General features: G+C 55.0%; 20 protein-coding genes. 5 read left to right on the top strand and 15 right to left on the bottom strand.

What is annotated here, in order from left to right; genetic code table 11:
- Positions 1–352: 352 nt before the first annotated feature.
- From ACQZQY_RS11420 to sdhC, 4 genes are read right to left on the bottom strand one after another with little or no spacing between them, the layout of a single operon-like run.
- The gene (locus ACQZQY_RS11420; RefSeq protein ID WP_112168978.1) at positions 353–1,069 is read right to left on the bottom strand and encodes a succinate dehydrogenase iron-sulfur subunit; all 717 of its coding nucleotides are present in this window, start codon (positions 1,067–1,069) and stop codon (positions 353–355) included.
- Between the two features lie 20 nt (positions 1,070–1,089).
- A complete protein-coding gene (gene sdhA, locus ACQZQY_RS11415; RefSeq protein ID WP_056771638.1) occupies positions 1,090–2,856 on the bottom strand; it encodes a succinate dehydrogenase flavoprotein subunit in 1,767 nt (588 codons plus the stop codon).
- 3 nt (positions 2,857–2,859) lie between these two features.
- Positions 2,860–3,207 carry a succinate dehydrogenase membrane anchor subunit gene (sdhD, locus tag ACQZQY_RS11410; RefSeq protein ID WP_095921202.1) on the bottom strand — a complete coding sequence of 116 codons (348 nt, stop codon included), beginning with the start codon at positions 3,205–3,207 and terminating at the stop codon, positions 2,860–2,862.
- The gene (gene sdhC / locus ACQZQY_RS11405; RefSeq protein WP_056771631.1) at positions 3,201–3,590 is read right to left on the bottom strand and encodes a succinate dehydrogenase cytochrome b556 subunit; all 390 of its coding nucleotides are present in this window, start codon (positions 3,588–3,590) and stop codon (positions 3,201–3,203) included. The genes sdhD and sdhC overlap by 7 nt, the downstream gene beginning before the upstream one ends.
- Positions 3,591–4,347: 757 nt before the next feature.
- Between sdhC and ACQZQY_RS11400 the strand changes: the two genes are divergently transcribed.
- Positions 4,348–5,631: a citrate synthase gene (locus tag ACQZQY_RS11400; RefSeq protein WP_431297106.1), complete on the top strand. Its 1,284-nt coding sequence runs from the start codon at positions 4,348–4,350 to the stop codon at positions 5,629–5,631.
- Between the two features lie 76 nt (positions 5,632–5,707).
- On the opposite strand, the gene ACQZQY_RS11395 is transcribed toward ACQZQY_RS11400, so the two are convergent.
- From ACQZQY_RS11395 to pxpB, 6 genes are all read right to left on the bottom strand, one after another.
- Positions 5,708–7,141: a DUF7594 domain-containing protein gene (locus ACQZQY_RS11395; protein WP_122095863.1), complete on the bottom strand. Its 1,434-nt coding sequence runs from the start codon at positions 7,139–7,141 to the stop codon at positions 5,708–5,710.
- Positions 7,142–7,283: 142 nt separating this feature from the next.
- A complete protein-coding gene (gene nei, locus ACQZQY_RS11390; protein WP_217204921.1) occupies positions 7,284–8,078 on the bottom strand; it encodes an endonuclease VIII in 795 nt (264 codons plus the stop codon).
- A complete protein-coding gene (pcp, locus tag ACQZQY_RS11385) occupies positions 8,078–8,728 on the bottom strand; it encodes a pyroglutamyl-peptidase I (RefSeq protein WP_056771620.1) in 651 nt (216 codons plus the stop codon). The genes nei and pcp overlap by 1 nt, the downstream gene beginning before the upstream one ends.
- 53 nt (positions 8,729–8,781) lie before the next feature.
- Positions 8,782–9,516: a 5-oxoprolinase subunit PxpA gene (gene pxpA, locus ACQZQY_RS11380; RefSeq protein WP_390974700.1), complete on the bottom strand. Its 735-nt coding sequence runs from the start codon at positions 9,514–9,516 to the stop codon at positions 8,782–8,784.
- The gene (pxpC, locus tag ACQZQY_RS11375) at positions 9,506–10,435 is read right to left on the bottom strand and encodes a 5-oxoprolinase subunit PxpC (protein ID WP_056771614.1); all 930 of its coding nucleotides are present in this window, start codon (positions 10,433–10,435) and stop codon (positions 9,506–9,508) included. The genes pxpA and pxpC overlap by 11 nt, the downstream gene beginning before the upstream one ends.
- Positions 10,429–11,094: a 5-oxoprolinase subunit PxpB gene (gene pxpB / locus ACQZQY_RS11370; protein ID WP_056771611.1), complete on the bottom strand. Its 666-nt coding sequence runs from the start codon at positions 11,092–11,094 to the stop codon at positions 10,429–10,431. The genes pxpC and pxpB overlap by 7 nt, the downstream gene beginning before the upstream one ends.
- A 303-nt stretch (positions 11,095–11,397) precedes the next feature.
- On the opposite strand from pxpB, the gene ACQZQY_RS11365 reads away from it, so the two are divergent.
- Positions 11,398–12,798, top strand: coding sequence for an MFS transporter (locus tag ACQZQY_RS11365; protein WP_221298088.1), 1,401 nt, complete (start codon positions 11,398–11,400; stop codon positions 12,796–12,798).
- A 108-nt stretch (positions 12,799–12,906) separates the two neighbouring features.
- On the opposite strand, the gene ACQZQY_RS11360 is transcribed toward ACQZQY_RS11365, so the two are convergent.
- The 5 genes from ACQZQY_RS11360 to ACQZQY_RS11340 form a co-directional block, all read right to left on the bottom strand.
- Positions 12,907–13,650: a type 2 GTP cyclohydrolase I gene (locus tag ACQZQY_RS11360; RefSeq protein WP_056771606.1), complete on the bottom strand. Its 744-nt coding sequence runs from the start codon at positions 13,648–13,650 to the stop codon at positions 12,907–12,909.
- A gap of 159 nt (positions 13,651–13,809) precedes the next feature.
- Positions 13,810–14,790 carry an MBL fold metallo-hydrolase gene (locus ACQZQY_RS11355; protein WP_431297105.1) on the bottom strand — a complete coding sequence of 327 codons (981 nt, stop codon included), beginning with the start codon at positions 14,788–14,790 and terminating at the stop codon, positions 13,810–13,812.
- A gap of 34 nt (positions 14,791–14,824) precedes the next feature.
- A complete protein-coding gene (phrB, locus tag ACQZQY_RS11350) occupies positions 14,825–16,255 on the bottom strand; it encodes a deoxyribodipyrimidine photo-lyase (protein WP_431297104.1) in 1,431 nt (476 codons plus the stop codon).
- A 10-nt stretch (positions 16,256–16,265) separates the two neighbouring features.
- Positions 16,266–17,219, bottom strand: coding sequence for a YbgA family protein (locus ACQZQY_RS11345; protein WP_431297103.1), 954 nt, complete (start codon positions 17,217–17,219; stop codon positions 16,266–16,268).
- A gap of 192 nt (positions 17,220–17,411) precedes the next feature.
- Positions 17,412–17,618 carry a YbfA family protein gene (locus ACQZQY_RS11340; RefSeq protein ID WP_056771596.1) on the bottom strand — a complete coding sequence of 69 codons (207 nt, stop codon included), beginning with the start codon at positions 17,616–17,618 and terminating at the stop codon, positions 17,412–17,414.
- A 296-nt stretch (positions 17,619–17,914) separates the two neighbouring features.
- On the opposite strand from ACQZQY_RS11340, the gene ACQZQY_RS11335 reads away from it, so the two are divergent.
- From ACQZQY_RS11335 to kdpB, 3 genes are read left to right on the top strand one after another with little or no spacing between them, the layout of a single operon-like run.
- Positions 17,915–18,004 carry a K(+)-transporting ATPase subunit F gene (locus ACQZQY_RS11335; RefSeq protein WP_071823630.1) on the top strand — a complete coding sequence of 30 codons (90 nt, stop codon included), beginning with the start codon at positions 17,915–17,917 and terminating at the stop codon, positions 18,002–18,004.
- On the top strand, positions 18,005–19,693 hold the full coding sequence (kdpA, locus tag ACQZQY_RS11330) for a potassium-transporting ATPase subunit KdpA (protein ID WP_122095870.1): 1,689 nt from the start codon (positions 18,005–18,007) through the stop codon (positions 19,691–19,693).
- 43 nt (positions 19,694–19,736) lie between these two features.
- Positions 19,737–21,803 carry a potassium-transporting ATPase subunit KdpB gene (kdpB, locus tag ACQZQY_RS11325; protein WP_056771591.1) on the top strand — a complete coding sequence of 689 codons (2,067 nt, stop codon included), beginning with the start codon at positions 19,737–19,739 and terminating at the stop codon, positions 21,801–21,803.
- The last annotated feature ends 1 nt before the right edge of the window (position 21,804 follow it).

Raw genomic sequence — 21,804 nt, 5'->3', positions numbered from 1 at the left:
CGCCGTGGTTAATAATAATGACCGTGATACACCGCGGTAAAACGGTTTTCCTTACTAAAACAGTTCGTTGGTTGAGCGTTTGGCTCTTCAAGGAACCTTCAAAAATCCGCCATGCGCGTGACTGACTTGTGAAGTTGCCCTGCTGTCTTTCCCCCTTCTTAGTGCAAATACGCCTGAGATTGATGCCCCTGATTTTTACCCGACTATCTTACTCCAGTCAGGCGCAACTTTGTTGCACTTGTTGCTACTTTGTTATTAAAAATTTACTTATTTGCTATCAGCGCCTCAGTTACTGCATTTGTAACTAAAGAAAGCGGGAACCTGAGTTCCCGCTGTCGCGTGGCTTATCTCATCAGGCACCGCGTTGTAGCAGCATCGACTTGATATGACCGATAGCTTTGGTCGGATTCAGCCCCTTCGGACACACACTCACACAGTTCATGATGCTGTGGCAGCGGAATACGCTGAAAGCATCGTTCAGATCGTCAAGACGCGGTTGTGTTTCAGTGTCGCGGCTGTCGATGAGGAAACGGTAAGCGGCCAGAAGACCTGCCGGACCGACGAACTTGTCCGGGTTCCACCAGAAGGACGGGCATGACGTCGAGCAGCAGGCGCAGAGAATACATTCGTATAATCCGTCCAGCTTTTCGCGCTCTTCCGGCATCTGTAAATGTTCACGCGCCGGAGGATTTTTCCCATCATTCAACAAGTAAGGCTTAATCTTCTCATACTGCTTATAGAATTGCCCCATGTCCACCACCAGGTCACGGACAACCGGTAAGCCGGGCAACGGACGGATAACAATTTTCTTGCTGCCATGACGTAAGGTCGATACCGGCGTGATACAGGCCAGACCGTTTTTGCCGTTCATGTTCAGACCGTCAGATCCGCACACGCCTTCACGGCACGAACGGCGGAAGGCCAGCGTCGGATCCTGCTCTTTCAGCAAAATCAGCGCGTCCAGCAACATCATGTCGCGCCCTTCCTGAGCTTCCAGCACATAGTCTTTCATGTACGGCACGTCATCGACGTCCGGGTTATAGCGATAAATCGAAAATTCGAGTTTCATATAATGTCCCAGCTCACGCCCTAGTAAGTACGCGCTTTCGGCGGGAACGCCGCGCGAAGCTTAGGCTGCATGTTCACCTCACGGCGTGTCATGCTCTCGGTTTCCGGCTGATACAGCGTATGACACAACCAGTTCGCATCATCACGATCCGGGAAGTCAAAGCGGCTGTGTGCGCCACGGCTTTCGGTGCGGTAGTTGGCAGAGACAGCCGTTGAGAACGCGGTTTCCATCAGGTTATCCAGCTCCAGACATTCAACGCGCTGCGTGTTGAATTCTGTTGAAGTATCGTCCAGACGGGCCGTTTTCAGGCGCTCACGGATCACTTTCAGCTGTTCCAGCCCTTCTGCCATCGCATCGCCTTCGCGGAAGACCGAGAAGTTATTCTGCATACAGGCTTGCAAATCTTTGCGGATCGCCACCGGATCTTCACCTGAACGGGTGTTGTTCCAGCGGTTCAGGCGTTCCAGAGAGACATCGATATCGTCCTGAGACGCATCGCGGCTGTCGCCCTGTTCGGCAATCGATTCCTGCAAGTGCATGCCGGCGGCGCGACCAAACACCACCAGATCCAGCAGTGAGTTGCCACCCAGACGGTTTGCGCCGTGTACGGAAACACAGGCAATTTCGCCGACCGCAAACAAACCTGGGATCACCACGTCTTCGCCCTTCTCGTTCACACGCAGCGCCTGACCGGTCACTTTGGTCGGAATACCGCCCATCATGTAATGGCAGGTTGGCAGAACAGGAATCGGCTCTTTGATTGGATCAACGTGAGCAAAGGTGCGGGACAGTTCCAGAATACCCGGCAGGCGGGATTCCAGCACTTCACGACCCAGATGATCGAGTTTCAGTTTGACATGCGGGCCCCACGGACCTTCGCAGCCACGACCTTCGCGGATTTCGATCATGATGGAACGCGCCACCACGTCACGACCGGCCAGGTCTTTCGCATTCGGCGCATAACGTTCCATGAAACGTTCGCCGTCTTTATTGAGCAGATAACCGCCTTCACCACGGCAGCCTTCTGTGACCAGAACGCCCGCGCCGGCAATGCCGGTCGGGTGGAACTGCCACATTTCCATATCCTGCACCGGCACGCCTGCGCGCAGCGCCATACCCACACCGTCACCGGTATTGATATGGGCGTTAGTGGTGGACTGGTAAATACGGCCCGCGCCGCCGGTTGCCAGCACGGTCGCTTTGGCTTTGAAATACACCACTTCACCGGTTTCGATGCAGATGGCGGTACAGCCGACGATCGCGCCGTCCTGATTTTTCACCAGATCCAGTGAATACCATTCGGAGAAAATCGTGGTGCCGTTTTTCAGGTTTTGCTGATACAGCGTGTGCAGCAACGCGTGACCGGTACGGTCGGCCGCCGCCGCAGTACGTGCCGCTTGTTCGCCGCCGAAGTTTTTCGACTGGCCGCCAAACGGACGCTGATAAATACGACCGTCTTCAAGACGGGAGAAAGGCAGCCCCATGTGCTCGAGTTCCAGAATCGCTTCCGGCCCGGTTTTACACATATATTCAATGGCGTCCTGATCACCGATGTAGTCGGAACCTTTTACGGTGTCGTACATATGCCATTCCCAGTCGTCCTCATGGGTGTTACCCAGCGCAACGGTAATACCGCCCTGCGCTGACACCGTATGCGAGCGGGTCGGGAAGACTTTGGAAATCAGGGCACAGGACTGGCCCGTTTGTGAAATCTGTAATGCTGCACGCATACCGGCGCCACCTGCACCGATCACCACAGCATCAAACTCTCTGACTGGCAGATTCATTTACTACGCTCCCCAAACAACAATTGTTCCGTAAAGTAGGTAAACCACTAACGTCACGACAATGGCCAGTTGCAGCACAAGCCGAACAGCTACCGGTTTGACATAGTCCGTTAACACCTGCCACATGCCGATCCACGCGTGAATCAAAATCGACAACAGCGCCAGCAGTGTGAATACTTTGGTGATGGAGGAAGAGAAGAAGCCATGCCAGACATCAAAAGTCAGTTCCTGAGCCAGAACCACGAAGCCCAGAATATAAAGGATGTAAAGGGTGAGGATGATCGCGGAAGCACGCAGCAACAACCAGTCGTGCACACCATTGCGTCCTAATGCAGAAACGTTGCTTACCATACGAGGACTCCAGCCAGAATTGACAGCACGACGGTCAGACCGATTGCCACCTGGGCAGAACGGGTACCAGCAGCCAAACTCTCTTCGATATAGCCAAAATCCATCAGCAAGTGGCGGATGCCACCGCAGACGTGATAGGCCAGCGCAGTAAGTATTCCCCAAAAGATGAATTTGACGACGTAGCTATTCATGATGGCAGCCGCTTGCGCAAACCCTTCAGGAGAAGAGAGAGACAGGCCTAACAGCCAGAGGAGGATACCGACGGCGACGAAGGTTATTACGCCAGAGACTCGGTGTAAGATGGACGCTATCGCAGTAACGGGAAACCGGATCGTTTGCAGATCCAGATTGACAGGTCTTTGTTTTTTCACGGTTTTGCCCACACAGCTCTTATTATTTTACTTCCTCCGGTCTGGAGCAGTGTCAGACAGCATTAAGACTGTTTAGCCTTCATCCCTCGCGCTCAAACAACGACATCCAATGTGCTTAAACGGCGCGTGATGCATTTTCAAAGTTTTGCGTTTGGGAAACGTAAAATGCTCAGAAAACAACGCTGGGTGCTCCTACTTCAGGGTTTGCCCGGAGACCTCGTTGAAGTATAGGTTGATCACATTCCCATTACAATTGCCCTACAAATGCTTTATTCACATTTCTGCGAAACAGTGAGTTAGCTCCCAAATTCAACAAATCGCACAAAATAAATTATCGAGTTTGACATTTGATCAACATTTCCATTACATATGTCCCATCCCTGAAGGACTGTGATACTGAGCACATACCGGCGTTACCCTGACGCACCAAAAAGGGGAAAGTATTAAGAGAATCAGTGGATCACACAATCGTAAGACGGGGTCTTCCCTGTCGGGCCAAGTTATGCAAAAGTGGTGATTGTGTAAATCCTCATACTCTTCACAGGTACTGAGCGACAGAACAGTAATGATTTACCGAATCTTTAACAACGATGAAACGCCGCTTGTTTGTCACAGAGCAGTCTGAGACTGCGATTCGACTCAGCTCTACGTTCCCTTCCCATACGATCGCAGAGTTAAGGCTGATAATAATAATGACCTTACAAGGCGTCGCTTCCAGGCATTTCTGTTGTTATCGATTTTTAAAAATAAGGCGCTAAGGAGACTGTAAATGGCTGATAAGAAAGCGACACTTACCCTACAAGGTCACGACCCGATTGAACTGGATGTGCTGTTCGGCACGCTGGGCCAGGATGAAATTGATATCCGCACCCTCGGTTCAAAAGGCCTTTTTACCTATGATCCCGGTTTTACGTCTACCGCATCCTGCGAATCCAAAATCACCTACATTGATGGTGACGAAGGGATTTTGCTGCACCGTGGCTTCCCGATTGATCAGTTGGCGAAAGAGTCCAACTTCCTTGAAGTCAGCTACCTGCTGCTAAACGGTGAAACCCCAACGCCGAAGCAATTTGAAGAATTCAAAACCAATGTGACCCGTCACACTATGGTGCACGAGCAGATCACCCGTCTGTTCCACGGTTTCCGTCGTGATTCTCACCCGATGGCCGTTCTGTGCGGTGTGACCGGCGCGCTGGCTGCGTTCTATCACGATTCCATTGACGTCGAAAACGAACGTCACCGCGAAATCGCCGCCTACCGTCTGCTGTCAAAAATGCCGACCGTGGCCGCAATGTGCTACAAATATTCCATCGGCCAGCCTTTCGTCTACCCGCGCAACGACCTCTCTTACGCCGGGAATTTCCTGCACATGATGTTCTCTACGCCATGTGAAGAATACAAAGTGAACCCGATTCTGGAACGTGCCATGGACCGCATTCTGATCCTGCACGCTGACCACGAACAGAACGCCTCAACCTCGACCGTGCGTACCGCCGGTTCTTCTGGTGCTAACCCGTTTGCCTGTATCGCCGCCGGTATCGCATCGCTCTGGGGGCCTGCTCACGGCGGTGCCAACGAAGCCGCACTGAAAATGCTGGAAGAAATCAGCAGCGTTGATCACATTCCAGAATTTGTGAAACGTGCAAAAGACAAAAATGATTCATTCCGCCTGATGGGCTTCGGTCACCGTGTTTACAAAAACTACGATCCGCGCGCCACCGTGATGCGTGAAACCTGTCATGAAGTGCTCAAAGAGCTGGATCTGAAAGACAACCTGCTGGAAGTGGCGATGGAGCTGGAACACATCGCGCTGAATGACCCGTATTTCATCGAGAAAAAACTCTACCCGAACGTCGATTTCTATTCAGGCATTATCCTGAAAGCGATGGGTATCCCGTCTTCCATGTTCACCGTCATTTTCGCCATGGCGCGTACGGTCGGCTGGATTGCACACTGGAGCGAAATGCACCAGGACGGCATCAAAATTGCCCGTCCACGCCAGCTGTATACCGGCTACGACAAACGTGATTTCCACTCCCAGCTGAAAAAATAAGTTCGTCTCTTTTCAGCAGTAAAAAAAACGCCAACTTTTACGTTGGCGTTTTTTATGGCTGAAAAACATTATTTCTTTATTCGTTCTGCACGCCGACCAGCATCAGTTGTGGTGGATACGTTGTTTCCTTGGTGTTAAAGGTGAAAATATTGGTGTTGTTGTTCCCGCCTGTGCTGATACAAAAAGCGATCTGCTGTTGTCCCTTTTGCTGGGCCTGTTTAACCAATGTCGTGACATCAAAATCGCGGTATTGATTTTTCTCATCCAGATACAAGGTAGAGGCCGTTTGGTAATCACAAACAGGATGATTATTCCAGGTGACGGTATTTTCATCCCAGTCCGTGGTGGTCGGGTACATATAAATTGTCATACCGCCGGTTGACGTAGTTCTTCCGCCATAAATATGGAGTTTATATTTAAACAGCGCTGTCAGCTCATCTGAATACGTCGTTGGCATTGGCGGGATCTGATATTTTAGCAATGTCATTTTTTGCGGATTATTAGTTTCTGACGTATTTTTCGTATTACCCTGTACTAATAACTGTGTGGCTGAACCAAAGTTTTTATCACTCTCTTCCTGATTACTTACATAAGTATCAGCAATAGGATCGTTATAGGCATAAGGCATATAACTTGTGCAATCATAATTATTATTCATGCAGCGTTCCGTCATAAATTTCGCCGCATCTTCTGTCCAGCCGTTGACAAAATCTCCATGCGCGGTATAAACACTGCCCCATTGTTCAAGACGCTGATCGCCGTTCATGATCGGATCCAGTGACAGCTGAACCGTTCTCAGGTCAAGAGATGTCAGCCCGGGGAACAGATAGGCGACATTCATATTTACCGTAGGAATATGCTTCGGATAATCAGCCGGGCAGGCGCCATTATTGTCAGCGTATACCGCGTTAGGCTTATGTGCCGTACCGGAAGGTTTTGCGGCGATGGTTTTACCATCCCAGCAGTTAGGGAACTGAATCCCGATATTAAACTGCAAGGTGTCTCCGTTCGCAGGCTTGGTACAGGTGCGTTCAGCGCTGCTGGAATAACCCGTGCCATCATTACATAAAAAACTAATACGCGGGTTTGGTGACGTGCCCTGGTGATTACCGGCTAAAAGTTGTAAACCGTCCGGAAATGAGGTCAGCGGGTTTTGCGGGCTGTTGACGGTCTGATAATAGGTTTTCTGATACTGAGGCCGGACTTCTGTCCCATCCGGCAATTTCAGGGAAGGTGCCCAGTAGGCAGATGAGTCGGCCAGATCTGTACAGGTTGTGGTGGCTTTTTGTCGTAAGGTTGTATATGTCGATGAGGCATCTGTACTGGTATTACCGAAAAAGTCATGCCACATCGCATGCCCCGGCATATTAAACATCATAATAGCGTCATCCCCTAATGTGTGAGAATAAGCACATTGCACACTGGTTTGATAATAATCAGCATGGCTGACAAAGGGAATAACGCTCAGACTACAAATGGAAATAAATAACGCACTGGTACGTTTACGCATAAAACACCCTCAGTTAATTAAACTGCAAAGAGGCAATAAGAGAAAGATATTGCGTTCTTCACTGTATAATTCCCCTGAGGGCATTAAAAATCATACCCGCTCATTCATGAAAAGCACAAATCTCATCGCGGTAAATAACATTTTATATCTGGCACACAGGGCACCAGAAAAATGGCCGGGATGACACACTGCCCTTTTCAATCGGATCGCCACACCGCTCGCACGGTTTCCCCGTCCGGCCAAAAACTTTAAATCTGAACAATGCGCCGTGATGCACATTTTCATCCATCGTCCCGCGCGTGGCATAGGACAACCGCGCTACCGACAGGCAGGCATCCGCCAGCGCGTCCAGTTCTGCCTCTTTCAGGTCTTTGGGTTTATGCCCCGGCAACAGTTTTGCCAGCCATAAAATTTCCGCCCTCAGGTAGTTCCCCAATCCGGCGAGAAAGGCCTGATCGAGCAACATGCCGCCTAACTGACGGTTGCGAAATTTAGGGGAGAGTAAACGCTCACGAACCTGTGCGACAGTCAGAGAGGCATCGAGTACGTCAGGGCCGATACGCCGCAGGAAGGGATGATTCTCTATCTCTGCCGTATCATAAATCCCAATTTCGGAGGCGCTGTATAACAGGATCGCCGCATCGGTGGTTTGCAGCTGAACGCGTAACGACCGCTGGGTTTCTTTCGGTGTTTCACCGGCATTCACCACCCGCCACACGCCATAAAGCTGATTGTGGCTGTACAGGGTAAGACCGTTGGAAAAGTGCGTCAGCAGCGCTTTCCCGCGTGTTTCAATGGCCGTGATTTTCGTGCCACGCAGCGCAGACTGATAAGGTTTCAACGAAGGAAAGGCAAACCAGACATCCGTAAGGGGTTTGTTCACCACCGCGCGCACCAGCAGATCGGCCGCGCGGCGAATTTCAGGACCTTCAGGCATCAGTGAGTCGCACCCTCAGCAATTCGCAAATCCTGCTCGGTATGCAGCGCGATGGCGATAGTCAGTTCAAGGGCGTTCATGACAGTGTGTACTGACATACTTGGCTCGCCCGGATGCTTCGCTGCCTGCTCCGGCAAATAAGGAATATGGATAAAACCGCCCTTCACCACGTTGCAGGACGGCTGCGCCAGACGGTGCATCAGCCCGTACATCACGTGATTGCAGACATAGGTTCCCGCCGTTTGAGATACCGATGCAGGAATGCCCGATTCCCGCAGCCCGTTCACAATCGTCTTAATCGGCAGCGAAGAAAAATAGGCGGCCGGACCGTCAGCGACGATCGCTGCGTCCACCGGCTCATTCCCTTCGTTATCAGGAATACGCGCATCGTCGATGTTAATCGCCACACGCTCAACGCTAAAATCACTGCGTCCGCCCGCCTGCCCCACGCACAACACCATTTCCGGATGCACGTCATCAATCGCCGCATTCAGCGCTTCAATGGCTTTACCAAACACACAAGGCAGCTGGCGCACCACAATCTGCGCGCCCGACAACTCCAGGTCACCCAGTTGTTTCACCACTTCCCACGACGGATTGACGCGCTCGCCGCCAAAGGGTTCGAAACCGGTCACTAAGACTTTACGCATGATAGATCCTTGTTGTAGGGCAAAACGGAACCTCGTCTGGGGTCATGAGATCATTATGAATGAATTTCTATCCCTTGTTCATCAAACGCCTCACGCAACCGCATCGCAAAAGTCAGTGCGTGCTCACCATCACCGTGCAGACAAACCGTGTCGGCTTTCACCGGCACCCAGACGCCTTCGCGGCTGAGCACTTTCTGCTGCTGAACCATCGTCAGCGTCTGCTCCAGCGCCTGTTGGTCACTGTCGATCATCGCATCGGGCTGACTGCGGGGGACCAGCGCACCGTTGCTCTGGTAGCGGCGGTCGGCGAACACTTCCTGACGCGTTTGCAGGCCCGCGCGCTCACCGGCGCGGATCAGTTCGCTGCCCGCAAGCCCCACCAGCCGCAGCGTCGGGTCGACGTCAAAGACCGCGCGGGCGATGGCATCAGCGAGCACGGCGTCGGTCGCTGCCTGGTTGTAGAGCATCCCGTGCGGTTTGACATGTATCATTTTCCCGCCTTCGGCACGGGTAATGGCCGCCAGCGCGCCGAGCTGATACACCACCTGCGCATACACCGTTTCCGGCGGCAGTTGCATGGCGCTGCGGCCAAAGTTTTCGCGATCGGGAAAACTCGGGTGCGCGCCAATTGCCACGCCGTATTTCATCGCCAGGCGCACCGACTGTTGCATGGTCAGGGCGTCTCCGGCGTGAAAACCGCAGGCGATATTGGCGGAACTGACCCGCTGCAACAGCGCCTCATCATTGGCACAGCCTTCACCCAGATCGGCATTAAGATCAACGATCATACAATCCCCGCTTAATCTGTCCGATAAACAGCGACTGTTCGCGTAACGCTTTTTGCGCCTCTTCCGGCGTGCATTTCACAAAATGAATGGGCTCGCCGAGGCGGATCTGCGCCAGATTATAGAGATCGGCTTCGATTACACAGGCGATACGCGGATAGCCGCCGGTGGTCTGCGCATCGGCCATCAGCACAATCGGCTGACCGCCGTGCGGCACCTGCACCACGCCCGGTAACAGGCCGTGAGACAGCATTTCGCGATCCGTTTCCCGTTTCAGCGCGCGGCCATGCAGGCGATATCCCATGCGGTTACTTTGCGGGCTCAGCTGCCATGAGGCGCGCCAGAAAGCATCGCGTGATTCGGCGCTGAACTCCTGATATTCCGGCCCGGCTAATGCGCGGATACGATTGCCGAACAGCAACTGTTTGATGCCGCCGGTACTTTTCGGTGTGTGGAAAGTATCACCGGTTGGCAGCAGATCGCCGTCCTGCAGCGCACGCCCGTTAAAGCCGCCGAACTGAGCCTTCAGATCGGTGCTGCGCGAGCCCATCACTTGCGGCACATCAATGCCACCGGAAATCGCCAGATAACTGCGCATTCCGCGCGTCGGCATTTTCATCGTCAGAACCTGGCCCGGCTTCACCGCGTAACGCCAGCCGGTCCAGACGTCTTTCCCGTCGAGCTGGGCGTGGCACCCGGCACCGGTCAGCGCTATCCAGCCTTCGCGATGAAACTCCGCGCTGAACTGCCCGAGGGTGATCTCAAGCCCTGCGGCGTCCTCATCATTTCCGGCCAGCAGATTGGCGATGCGCAGTGCGGGGCCGTCAAGCGCACCGGACTGACTCACACCCTGCTGGCGATAGCCGTTGCGGCCCAAATCCTGCACGGTCGTAAACATCCCGGCGCGTAAAATTTTCAGCATACGCCCTCCTTTTGTGGCACGAAGCGCACGCAGTCACCGGGTAATAATAAGGTCGGCGAGGCGCGCGTGGGGTCAAACATCGCCAGCGAGGTCAGCCCGATCAACTGCCAGCCGCCGGGCGTGGCCAGCGGATAAATGCCGGTCTGGCTGCCGCCGATGCCCACGGAACCTGCGGGCACGGAAAGACGGGGTTCGCCGTGACGTGGTGTCGCCAGCTGTTCCGGCATCCCACCGAGGTAAGGAAAACCCGGCTGGAAGCCCAGAAAATAGACGGTGTAATCAATGCCCGAATGGCATTCCACCACCTGACGCGGCGTCATACCGGTATGGCTGGCAACATTCTCCAGATCCGGGCCCTGCTTCCCGCCGTAAATCACCGGGATTTCAATCAGCCGTGATTCCGGTTCAATGGCTTCACTCTCTTCCCACCAGTTTTGCAGACGTTCAATCGCGTCCAGCGCAGAGCTCTGCGCATCGGTGAGCAGAACCGTCAAATTATTCATGCCGGGAATGACTTCGCGAACGCCAGGATAGGCCGTGCGATCCTGTAAACGCTGGGTCAGTCCCCAGATCCGCTGCTGGCTGGCCAGGGTCACTGGGGGTTCCAGCTCCAGCACTACCGCGCGTTCACCCAGCAGGTAACATCGTGCTCGTTGCACTCAGACACTCCTCAAAGAAGGGTTGTGGATCATCAAGTTATTCAGCAACTCAATATATCGGAATTTGTTTTTAGATTAAGGGTAGTTATGCGGGAAAGCGACTGATGATGTCAACTTGTCCACGGCATGTTCAGGGCGGTGAAGGTTTCCCCTGCCGCCCGCACCTGCTACTCTCGGGGGTGTTGAAGTTTTTTAGCGTTTGGATAACGCATTCTTTACATCAAGAACGTCACAACAAGAAAGGGACGGCCCGTGAGAAAACCTTTAGCACTCTTTTTTCCGCTTTATACCACCACATTACTGATGCTGCTCGGTTCCGGCCTGCTCACCACTTACATCTCCCTGCGACTGTCAGCGATACACGTCAGCGGTGCCATGATTGGTGCGATCATCGCGGCTAACTACATCGGGCTGGTGATCGGCGGCAAAGTCGGCCATATCCTGATCGCCCGCGTTGGCCACATTCGTGCGTATGTCTCCTGCTCCGGCATCATCACCGCCGCCGTCCTCGGCCACGGTCTGACCGACATTATCCCGGTCTGGGTAGTACTGCGTCTGATCATCGGCCTGTGCATGATGGTGCAATATATGGTGCTGGAAAGCTGGCTGAACGATCAGGCAGAAGCGAATCAGCGCGGCGTGGTGTTCGGTTTTTACATGGTGGCGTCGTATCTCGGGATGTCGCTGGGCCAGGTGGTGCTGATGCTCGACAGCGGCCTGGGCGTCAGCACGCTTATCATGATTGCGCTGTGTTTTGCACTCTGTCTGGTGCCTATCGCCCTGACCACGCGCACCAACGTCGGCCATATGTCGCCCGCACCCATGGAGCTGAAATTCTTTATCGGCGCGATCCCTAAAGTGCTGGCGATCACCCTGGTCATCGGCATGGTTGTCGGGTCGTTTTACGGCATGGCACCGATTTATACCAGCCAGCAATCGCTTACCACGCAGCAAACCGGTCTGTTTATGGCGCTGGCGATTTTCGCCGGTCTGCTGGCGCAGTTCCCGCTGAGCTGGCTGTCGGACCGTTATAACCGCAACATGCTGATGCGCATAAACGCGATCCTGCTGGCGGTCGCCGCCCTGCCGCTGGCGCTGCTGACTCACATCTCGTTCCCGCTGCTGCTGGGCATCGGTTTTGTGGTCAGCCTGATGCAGTTCACGCTGTACCCGCTGGTGGTCGCACTCGCTAATGACATGATCGAACCGGAGCGGCGCGTCTCACTTTCAGCCTGTCTGCTGATGGCATTCGGCGTCGGTGCCTGTATCGGGCCGCTGGCCGTCGGCGCGCTGATGGAGCCGCTGGGTGGCAATATTCTGTACGCCTTTTTCGCGCTGTGCGGTGCCGCCATTGTGGCGCTGAGCCGGACATCGGCCAAAGAAGAAGAGACGGTGATGGCGGTGGATGCGCCGCTGCCGCATATTGCGATGCCGGACAGTCTGAGCAGTTCGCCTCTTTCTCCGGCGCTGAATCCGGCCTTTGACGAGCAGATGATTCAGGAAACCATGCCCGCGCCGGAAAACGTCACCGAACCGGTGGTGGAAGAAAGTGAAGTGGCAGCCGATGAGGAAGAAGAGAGCCCGTATCCGCCGCAGGGCGCAGACCCCGACGTGGATACCGGTTTACAGCGGGCATTTACCTTGCTTGAAGACAGCGTGCCTGATGAAACGACAGAGAAAGCGTCAGCTAAGTCAGAGACGTAAAGCTTGCCACCCGTGGGGATCCGGCCAGCGCACAGGAACCGACGCGTACCAAGCGTACGTGAAGGTCACCTGCTCTGCCCGGATCCCCCATGGCAAATACGTCAGCCCTTAAGCCGGATTGTCGATGTCGATAAACATGACATCTAATCCGTGATAATCCTGAAGCCATTCGCCCAGCGCTTTCACGCCATAACGTTCCGTGGCGTGATGGCCGGCGGCGTAAAAATGCAGCCCCATTTCGCGGGCAATATGAATGGTTTGTTCGGAAACTTCACCGCTGATGAAAGCATCTACACCAAAGTCTGCCGCCTGCTGAATGAACCCCTGACCACCGCCGGAACACCAGGCGATGCGGCGGATCTCATCCGGCCCGCCCTGCGCGCTGTGCAGCACTTTGCGATCCAAAATCACTTCCATGCGCTGACGTAATGCTTCACCGGACAGCGGCTTTTTCAGTTCGCCATAAGGCACCAGCGGCATCACTTCTCCCTGCACATCAATGCCGAACAACTCCGCCAGCTGCGCGTTATTGCCCAGTTCGGGGTGCGCATCGAGCGGTAGATGATAACCGTATAAATTGATGTCATTGACCAGCAGGGCTTTCAGCCGATTGCGCTTCATTCCGCGCACCACCGCCGGTTCATTTTTCCAGAAATAACCGTGGTGCACCAAAATCGCATCTGCTTCCACCGCAATCGCCGCATCCAGCAGATCCTGAGAGGCCGTCACGCCGGTGACCACGCGCTGCACGTTGCGACGCCCTTCGACCTGCAGGCCATTCGGCGCGTAATCATGGAAATTACTGACATCCAGTTTCTGGTTAATCAGGGCTTCGAGCTGAAGATTGTTCATGGTGTTCGGCTTCTCACATAGGGACGATTCTCACGATGATAACCGACATCTCCCCAATGCCCCAAATGCCCGCTGTCTGCCTGTGGGTCTTCTGAGATTAACTGACATTCACGGATTGAAATAAAAAAGGGAAACGCGGCCGTTTCCCCTTCCCTGCGTTTACAGCTCGAGCCTGTCGCCCTGCTGCATCCGCACAAACTTCACGCCCAGATTGTTGCCTTTTTCCAGCTGCGCCATGATCTCTTTTTCAGGATCCGCGCCCGCTTTCAGGCTCGGTTTAACATGACTGATGATCACCGTCAGGTCTTTCAGCGAACCGTCGCCACCCGCATGTTGTTGCAGGCTCGCCAGCTCTTTCAGCAGCCAGTGCGGTGTGAGATGGCCATACAGTTTGCTGTCAGGAACATCGTCAGGATAGGAGGTTTCGATGATCAGCCCTTTCAGGCGTTTGGCTTTGATTTCGCTGCCCAGCACGCGCCAGACGGCGTCCAGATTCTTCGATTTTTCCACTTCGTCCGGGCCGGTATCCCCGAAGAAGGCAAACGACTGATTGTTGCGGCTCACCAGAATCATGCTCGAAGACGTACCGCCGTGACTGAGCGGATAAATATTGCCGTCAAGCCCCGTCAGGCCGAGGGAAAAACGTTGTTCAGGGCGCTGTAAGTTCAGGCGATACGTGCCGATGCGCAGACCGCTGCCGGAGTCGGTGAAGTTCGGCCAGACGCGGCCATTGAAGTAATGCTGACGCAGGGTGCCGATGGTGTCGGCGGTGCCATAAATGGGTTTTTTACTGTCTTCCGGCGAGCCGATGATCAGTCCCGCCAGATGGTCAAGATGTCCGTGGCTGATAAAATATCCGCCGATCAGGTTGCGGAACACGGCACCCTGCGGGGTCAGCGGCGCGGCATTTTCAGCCGTCACCTGAGGGAAACTGCCCTTCTCCAGCGCCTTACGGATCCCCGGCATCACCGAACCGGCATCCAGCCCGAGGTACAGTTTTTGATCGTCACTGCGCACCAGATACGACGTCAGATTGCCCTCTTCGACCCCTCCGTTGACGCCCAGCGCAACCACATCAAAGGCCGCCATGGCCTGGCTTGCCCAGCACGTCAGCATCAGCGCCAGCAGGTGTTTGTTCATCACATCGCTCCTTGTCGTGGTGATTAGCAAAAGGTCAGTCTGACCGGTTTTTTGCCGCCTCAAACGCCGCCAGCGTGTCTTTTCGCGCCCGTGCGTGATCAATAATCGGCAACGGGTAGTCTAGCACGCGATGTTGTTTTTCTGCCCAGCGATGGGGCTGATGAATGTCTTTTTCCGGCACGTCCGACAATTCTGGTACCCAGGCCTTGATAAATCGTCCGGCTTTGTCGAAGCGTTCGCCCTGCGTTGTCGGGTTAAAAATTCGGAAATAAGGTGCGGCATCGGTACCGGTTGACGCGCCCCACTGCCAGCCGCCGTTGTTCGCCGCCAGATCCCCGTCCAGCAGTTGCGACATAAAATATCGCTCGCCTTCACGCCAGTTAATCAGCAAGTCCTTCACCAGAAAACTGGCGACAATCATACGCAGCCGGTTATGCATCCAGCCCGTGGCATTGAGCTGACGCATGGCGGCATCCACAATCGGGTAACCGGTTTTGCCGTCTTTCCACGCCTGTAATTCGTCCGGGGCATGACGCCAGCGCACGCCGTCAGTCCATGCCACAAAGGGCTGATGCTTGCAAAGCTTCGGCCAGGCCACAATCAGGTGACGGTAAAACTCGCGCCACACCAGTTCGTTCAGCCAGCCAAACGCGCCGCCGTCGGTTCTCTCCAGCACCTGCGGGCACTCAGTGCGTAAACGGTTAACGCACTGACGCGGAGAAAGCACGCCAATCGCCAGATACGGAGACAGAGAACTGGTGCCATCGACCGCCGGTAAATCGCGCTGTTCGAGATAATCCTGCACCCGTTCACGGCAGAAACTGCGCAGCTGATTGCGCGCCGCTTCCTCGCCAATGGGGAAAGCGTCGTCGATGTTTTCCAGCGGATAGTCAAAGGGCATCAGCTTATGCAGCACCGTTTTCTGCCCATGTTCACGCGCTTTCGGCGCAGGCAAAGAACGGCTGTCGGACTCGGTCAGGCGGGATAAAAATGCCCGGCGAAACGGCGTGTAGACTTTGTACATTTCGTTATTGCCGGTGGTGACAGAACCCGGCGGCAACAGCAGGCTGTCGTCAAATGCGCGGCACAAAACATCTGCGCTCAGGGTTTTCTCCAGCGCCTCATCACGCAGCCGTTCATTGATTTCATACTGTTTATTGTAAAACAGCGCATCCACCTGTTCGCTGGCACAAAAATCCTTCAGCCAGCTGACGCTCTGCGCAAAATCATCACACTGGTGATAATGCAGCGGGATCCCGCGCTCAGCCAGCGCATGTTGCAGCGCCTGAAGATGCTGATAAATAAACGCAGCCTGACGCGGCGCCATCTCATGCTGTTTCCACTGTTCAGGCGTTGCGACAAAAACGCCAATGACGCGCGCCTGCGGGTCTTCACAGGCGGCGTGTAACGCGCGGTTATCGGTTATCCGTAAGTCATTTCGGAACCAGACTAAATGCGTGGTCATACGTTTCCTTTTAATGTCCGTATCGAAGTCTTAACGCTTCCGGGTAGGGCTCGAAATATCGCTGTCCTGCCAGGTATTCATCCGGATATTCCGACATGTAATGTTTAAGCAAAGTGATCGGTGCCAGCAGCGGTTGCATGCCCTGACGGTAACGGTCGATCAGACCCGCCAGTTCCTGACGCTGTGCCGAACTGAGCTGTTTGCGGAAATAGCCCTGCACATGCATCAGCACGTTGGTGTGATTACGACGGGTGGCTTTGTGATTAAGCAGTTTCATCAGCCGCTGACGGTATTCGATGAAGTAGTCTTCAAGGGATGTCCATTCGGCCATGGCGGCGACAAAACGCCCCAGCTCACGGTATTCAGGCTGAGAATGGGCCAGTAAAGAGAGTTTGTAACGGCTGTGAAACGCCATCAGTTTGCCGCGCGTCAGGCCGCTTTCACGCAGCTGATTCAGCTCGAACATCGTAAATACGCGCTCGACAAAATTCTCGCGCAGCACCGGATCGTTGAGCCGCCCGTCTTCTTCCACCGGCAGCCACGGATGCTGTTTCATCAGTTCAGCGGTGTAGATCCCCACCCCGCTTTTCTTCGCATCTTTACCGTTGGCGCTGTACACGCGCACGCGTTCCATGCCGCAGCTTGGCGATTTGGCGCAGACGATGTAGCCGCACAGCGCGGTCAGAGGGGCGACGCGCGTCTCGGAATAGCTCTGCATCTTTTCAGTGATATCAATGGTTTCGTCATTGCTGAAACGCATGGCAACGCCGTCATCCATTCTGACCAGCCGCAGCGCAGGGCGCGGCGTCGGCAAGCCAATCGCCATTTCAGGGCAGATCGGTTCAAAACGCACATACGGTGCCAGTTGCTCCACCGCGAATGCCAGCCTTTTATGCCCGCCATCGAAGCGGACCCTGTCGCCCAGCAGGCATGCACTGATGCCAATGGGAATCGTTTTAGTCATTGTCAGCTCCGGACGTTGAAAGAGGAAAAGGAGGTGCCCGTAACTCATCACCTGTAGGTATAACCTTAGCACAAGTTATACATAAAAATAATGTTGTACAGGTTTTATCGCGGGCAATAAAAAACCCCGCTGTGAAAGCGGGGTTTCCTGGGTTTCTCAGCCTGCGAAGGGGAGAGGCCGGGAGGGGCTAACTCAATAAAAATCTTGTGTCGCCATTTCAGCGTGGGTCAGCCAGACCGGTTTGTCGCTGGTTTTCATCCAGACGCGGTGTAAATAGCTGTAAAAACGGGCGCGGTCAGCGCGGAACAGCATGACCGGCAGAGCCAGCACACCGGCTGCGATAACAAAAGCGCGGCGGGCCAGTATGCGGGTCATTGTATATGGCGTGTAATCATTCATGGCGTTGCTCCTGTCATATTTTTCGGAAACTGTAATTGGCGAAAAATATACCGCAATTGATGAAATTTTACCACTCATCTGACCACTGTTAAGTGTAAATATTCGCCACTTTTGGCCTTCAGGTGTAATTGAGTTACAGAATGGTTAAATAAATACGCAATTAAGGTTTCTTTTGAGTTTCATTTTTTGCGCATTTTTATACTTTTTTTACACGTTGGGCCGCTTTCTTTTCAGGATCTTTTCCCGCCTTTCCTTATTCTCGCCACAACATAAAAACACACCTGTGGAGGTGGATTGTGAGTGTTGGCGTAATCTGCGGCGCATTACTGGTTCTTCTGCTGCTCGGCTATCTGGTTTATGCCCTGCTGAATGCGGAGGATTTTTAAATGGCTGCAACCGGATTCTTACTGATTGCCAGTTTTATGCTGGTGCTTTTGCTGCTGGCAAAACCACTGGGTAACTTTATTGCTCAACTGATTGAAGGACAGCCCGGCGCATTTATTCAGCGCATAGAAAACGGTGTTTTACGCACGTCTGGCAGCAGCCATGCCGAAATGACCTGGTGGCAGTATGCGCTGGCGATCATGGTATTTAACATTCTGGGCATTGTTGTCCTGATGGCCATGCTGATGTCGCAGGGCGCGTTGCCAATGAACCCGCAGCATTTTGGCGGGCTGTCATGGGATCTGGCGTTTAACACGTCGGTGAGTTTTGTCACCAACACCAACTGGCAGGCCTACAGCGGCGAAAGCACGCTGAGCTATTTCAGCCAGATGGTCGGGCTGACTGTGCAGAACTTCCTCTCTGCCGCGACCGGTATCGCCGTCGCGTTTGCCCTGATCCGCGCCTTCGCGCGCCCCTCAGCGCAGACCCTCGGTAACGCCTGGACGGATTTATGGCGCATCACGCTGTATCTGCTGCTGCCGGTGTCGTTCCTGCTGGCGCTGTTTTTCGTCAGCCAGGGCGTGCTGCAAAATTTCGAAGCGTATCAGCACATCACCACGCTGGAAGGTCTGCAACAGACGTTGCCGATGGGGCCGGTGGCGTCTCAGGAAGCGATCAAAATGCTCGGCACCAACGGCGGTGGTTTCTTCGGTGCCAACTCTGCCCATCCGTTTGAGAACCCGACGGCACTGACCAACATGGTGCAGATGCTGGCGATTTTCATCATCCCGTGCGCGCTGTGTTTCGCGTTTGGCCGCGTGGTTGGCGACAACCGTCAGGGCCACGCGCTGGTCTGGGCGATGTCAGTGATTTTCGTGGTTTCTGTGGTGGTGGTGATGTACGCCGAACTCCAGGGCAATCCGCACTTCACCGCGCTCGGTGCCAGCAGCAATATCAATATGGAAGGTAAGGAAAGCCGCTTCGGCATTCTGGCCTCCAGCCTGTATGCGGTGGTCACAACGGCCGCGTCGTGCGGTGCGGTTAACGCCATGCACGATTCCTTTACCGCGCTCGGCGGCATGGTGCCGATGTGGCTGATGCAGATTGGTGAAGTGGTGTTCGGCGGCGTCGGTTCCGGCCTGTACGGCATGCTGCTGTTCGTGCTGCTGACGGTGTTTATCGCCGGGCTGATGATTGGCCGCACACCGGAATATCTCGGTAAGAAAATCGACGTTTACGACATGAAGATGACGGCGCTGGCGATCCTGGTGACACCGACGCTGGTGCTGCTCGGCACCGCGCTGGCGCTGGTCACCGATGCCGGTCGCGCAGGGATTTTAAACCCCGGCGCCCACGGTTTCAGTGAAGTGCTGTACGCGGTGTCTTCCGCCGCCAACAACAACGGCAGCGCGTTTGCCGGGCTGAGCGTCAACACGCCGTTCTACAACCTGTTGCTGGCAGCCTGCATGTTCTTCGGCCGCTTCGGGGTGATCATTCCGGTGCTGGCGATTGCCGGTTCACTGGTGGCGAAAAAGCGCCAGCAGGCAGGCAACGGCACCCTGCCGACGTCCGGCCCGCTGTTTATCGGCCTGCTGGTCGGCACCGTGTTGTTGGTCGGCGCACTGACCTTTATTCCGGCGCTGGCGCTGGGGCCGGTGGCGGAACATTTGCAGGTCTGGTCAGCACAGTAATGCTGCGTAACTCGTTGAACTGATGAATATAGAGACTAAAAAGATGAGTCGTAAACAACGTGCGTTATTTGAACCCCGTCTGATCCGCACTGCCCTGCTGGATTCGGTGAAAAAACTGGATCCCCGCGTTCAGTGGCGCAATCCGGTGATGTTCGTGGTGTATCTGGGCAGCATTCTGACCACGCTTATCTGGCTGGCGATCCTGATGCATCGCACCGATGGCAGCGCGGCTTTTACCGGCAGCGTTTCGCTGTGGCTGTGGTTCACCGTGCTGTTTGCCAACTTCGCCGAAGCGCTGGCGGAAGGCCGCAGCAAGGCGCAGGCGCAGAGCCTGAAAGGCGTGCAGAAAACCAGCTGGGCGAAGAAGATCTACGAACCGCGCCCTGAATCGCCGGTGATTAAAGTCGCCGCCGATACACTGCGTAAAGGCGACTACGTGCTGATCGAGGCCGGTGATACCGTGCCGTGCGACGGTGAAGTTTTGGTCGGCGGCGCATCGGTGGATGAAAGCGCCATTACCGGCGAATCCGCGCCGGTGATCCGTGAATCCGGCGGCGACTTCTCCTCGGTCACCGGCGGGACGCGCGTGCTGTCTGACTGGCTGGTGGTCGAGTGCTCGGCGAACCCCGGCGATACCTTCCTCGACCGTATGATTGCCATGGTCGAAGGCGCGAAACGCCGCAAAACGCCAAACGAAGTGGCGCTGACCATTTTGCTGGTGGCGCTGACGCTGGTGTTCGTGCTGGCAACGGCCACGCTGTACCCGTTCTCGCTGTTCAGCGTGGGCGCCAGCCATGCCGGTATTCCGGTGACCGTCACCGTGCTGGTGGCGCTGCTGGTGTGTCTCATTCCAACCACCATCGGCGGCTTGTTGTCGGCTATCGGCGTGGCGGGCATGAGCCGCATGCTGGAAGCCAACGTCATCGCCACCAGTGGCCGTGCGGTGGAAGCCGCCGGTGACGTGGATGTGCTGCTGCTGGATAAAACCGGCACCATCACGCTCGGTAACCGCCAGGCATCGCAGTTCCTGCCCGCGCCTCAGGTGACGGAACAGGAACTGGCCGATGCCGCGCAGTTATCGTCACTGGCCGATGAAACGCCGGAAGGCCGCAGTATCGTGGTGCTGGCGAAGCAACGCTTTAACCTGCGCGAACGCGACATTCATTCGCTGAATGCGACCTTTGTGCCCTTCTCCGCGCAAACCCGCATGAGCGGCGTTAACGTCGGCGAGCGCAGCATCCGTAAAGGCGCGGTCGATGCGATCCGTCGCCATGTGGAATCCAACGGCGGCACCTTCCCGAAAGCCGTCGATGGCCTGGTGGAAAACGTTGCGCGTAAAGGCGGCACGCCGCTGGTGGTGGCGGAAGGCGGCAAAGTGCTGGGCGTGGTGGAGCTGAAGGATATCGTCAAAGGCGGCATCAAGGAACGCTTTGCCGAGCTGCGCAAAATGGGCATCAAAACGGTGATGATCACCGGGGATAACCGTCTGACCGCGGCGGCGATTGCCGCTGAAGCGGGCGTGGATGATTTTCTGGCAGAAGCCACGCCGGAAGCCAAACTGGCCCTGATTCGTCAGTATCAGTCGGAAGGCCGTTTAGTGGCGATGACCGGCGACGGGACCAACGACGCCCCTGCGCTGGCGCAGGCTGACGTGGCGGTGGCGATGAACTCGGGCACCCAGGCGGCGAAAGAAGCCGGGAACATGGTCGATCTCGATTCCAACCCGACCAAGCTGATCGAAGTGGTGCACATCGGTAAACAAATGCTGATGACGCGCGGATCGCTCACCACATTCAGTATCGCCAACGACGTGGCGAAGTATTTCGCCATTATCCCGGCGGCGTTTGCGGCGACCTATCCGCAGCTGAATGCGCTGAACGTCATGCACCTGACGTCGCCGTCTTCGGCCATTATGTCAGCGGTCATTTTCAACGCGCTGGTGATTGTGTTTCTGATCCCGCTGGCGCTGAAAGGCGTGAGCTATAAAGCCATGAGTGCCGCCGCGCTGCTGCGCCGCAACCTGTGGATTTATGGCGTCGGCGGTCTGCTGGTGCCGTTTGCCGGTATCAAGCTTATCGACATGATTCTGACCGTTTTACATCTGAGCTGAT

The sequence above is a fragment of the Rahnella sp. PAMC25559 genome, assembly GCF_050632365.1.
Classification (GTDB): Bacteria; Pseudomonadota; Gammaproteobacteria; order Enterobacterales; family Enterobacteriaceae; genus Rahnella; species Rahnella rivi.
This window is presented reverse-complemented; position numbering and strand designations above follow the sequence as displayed.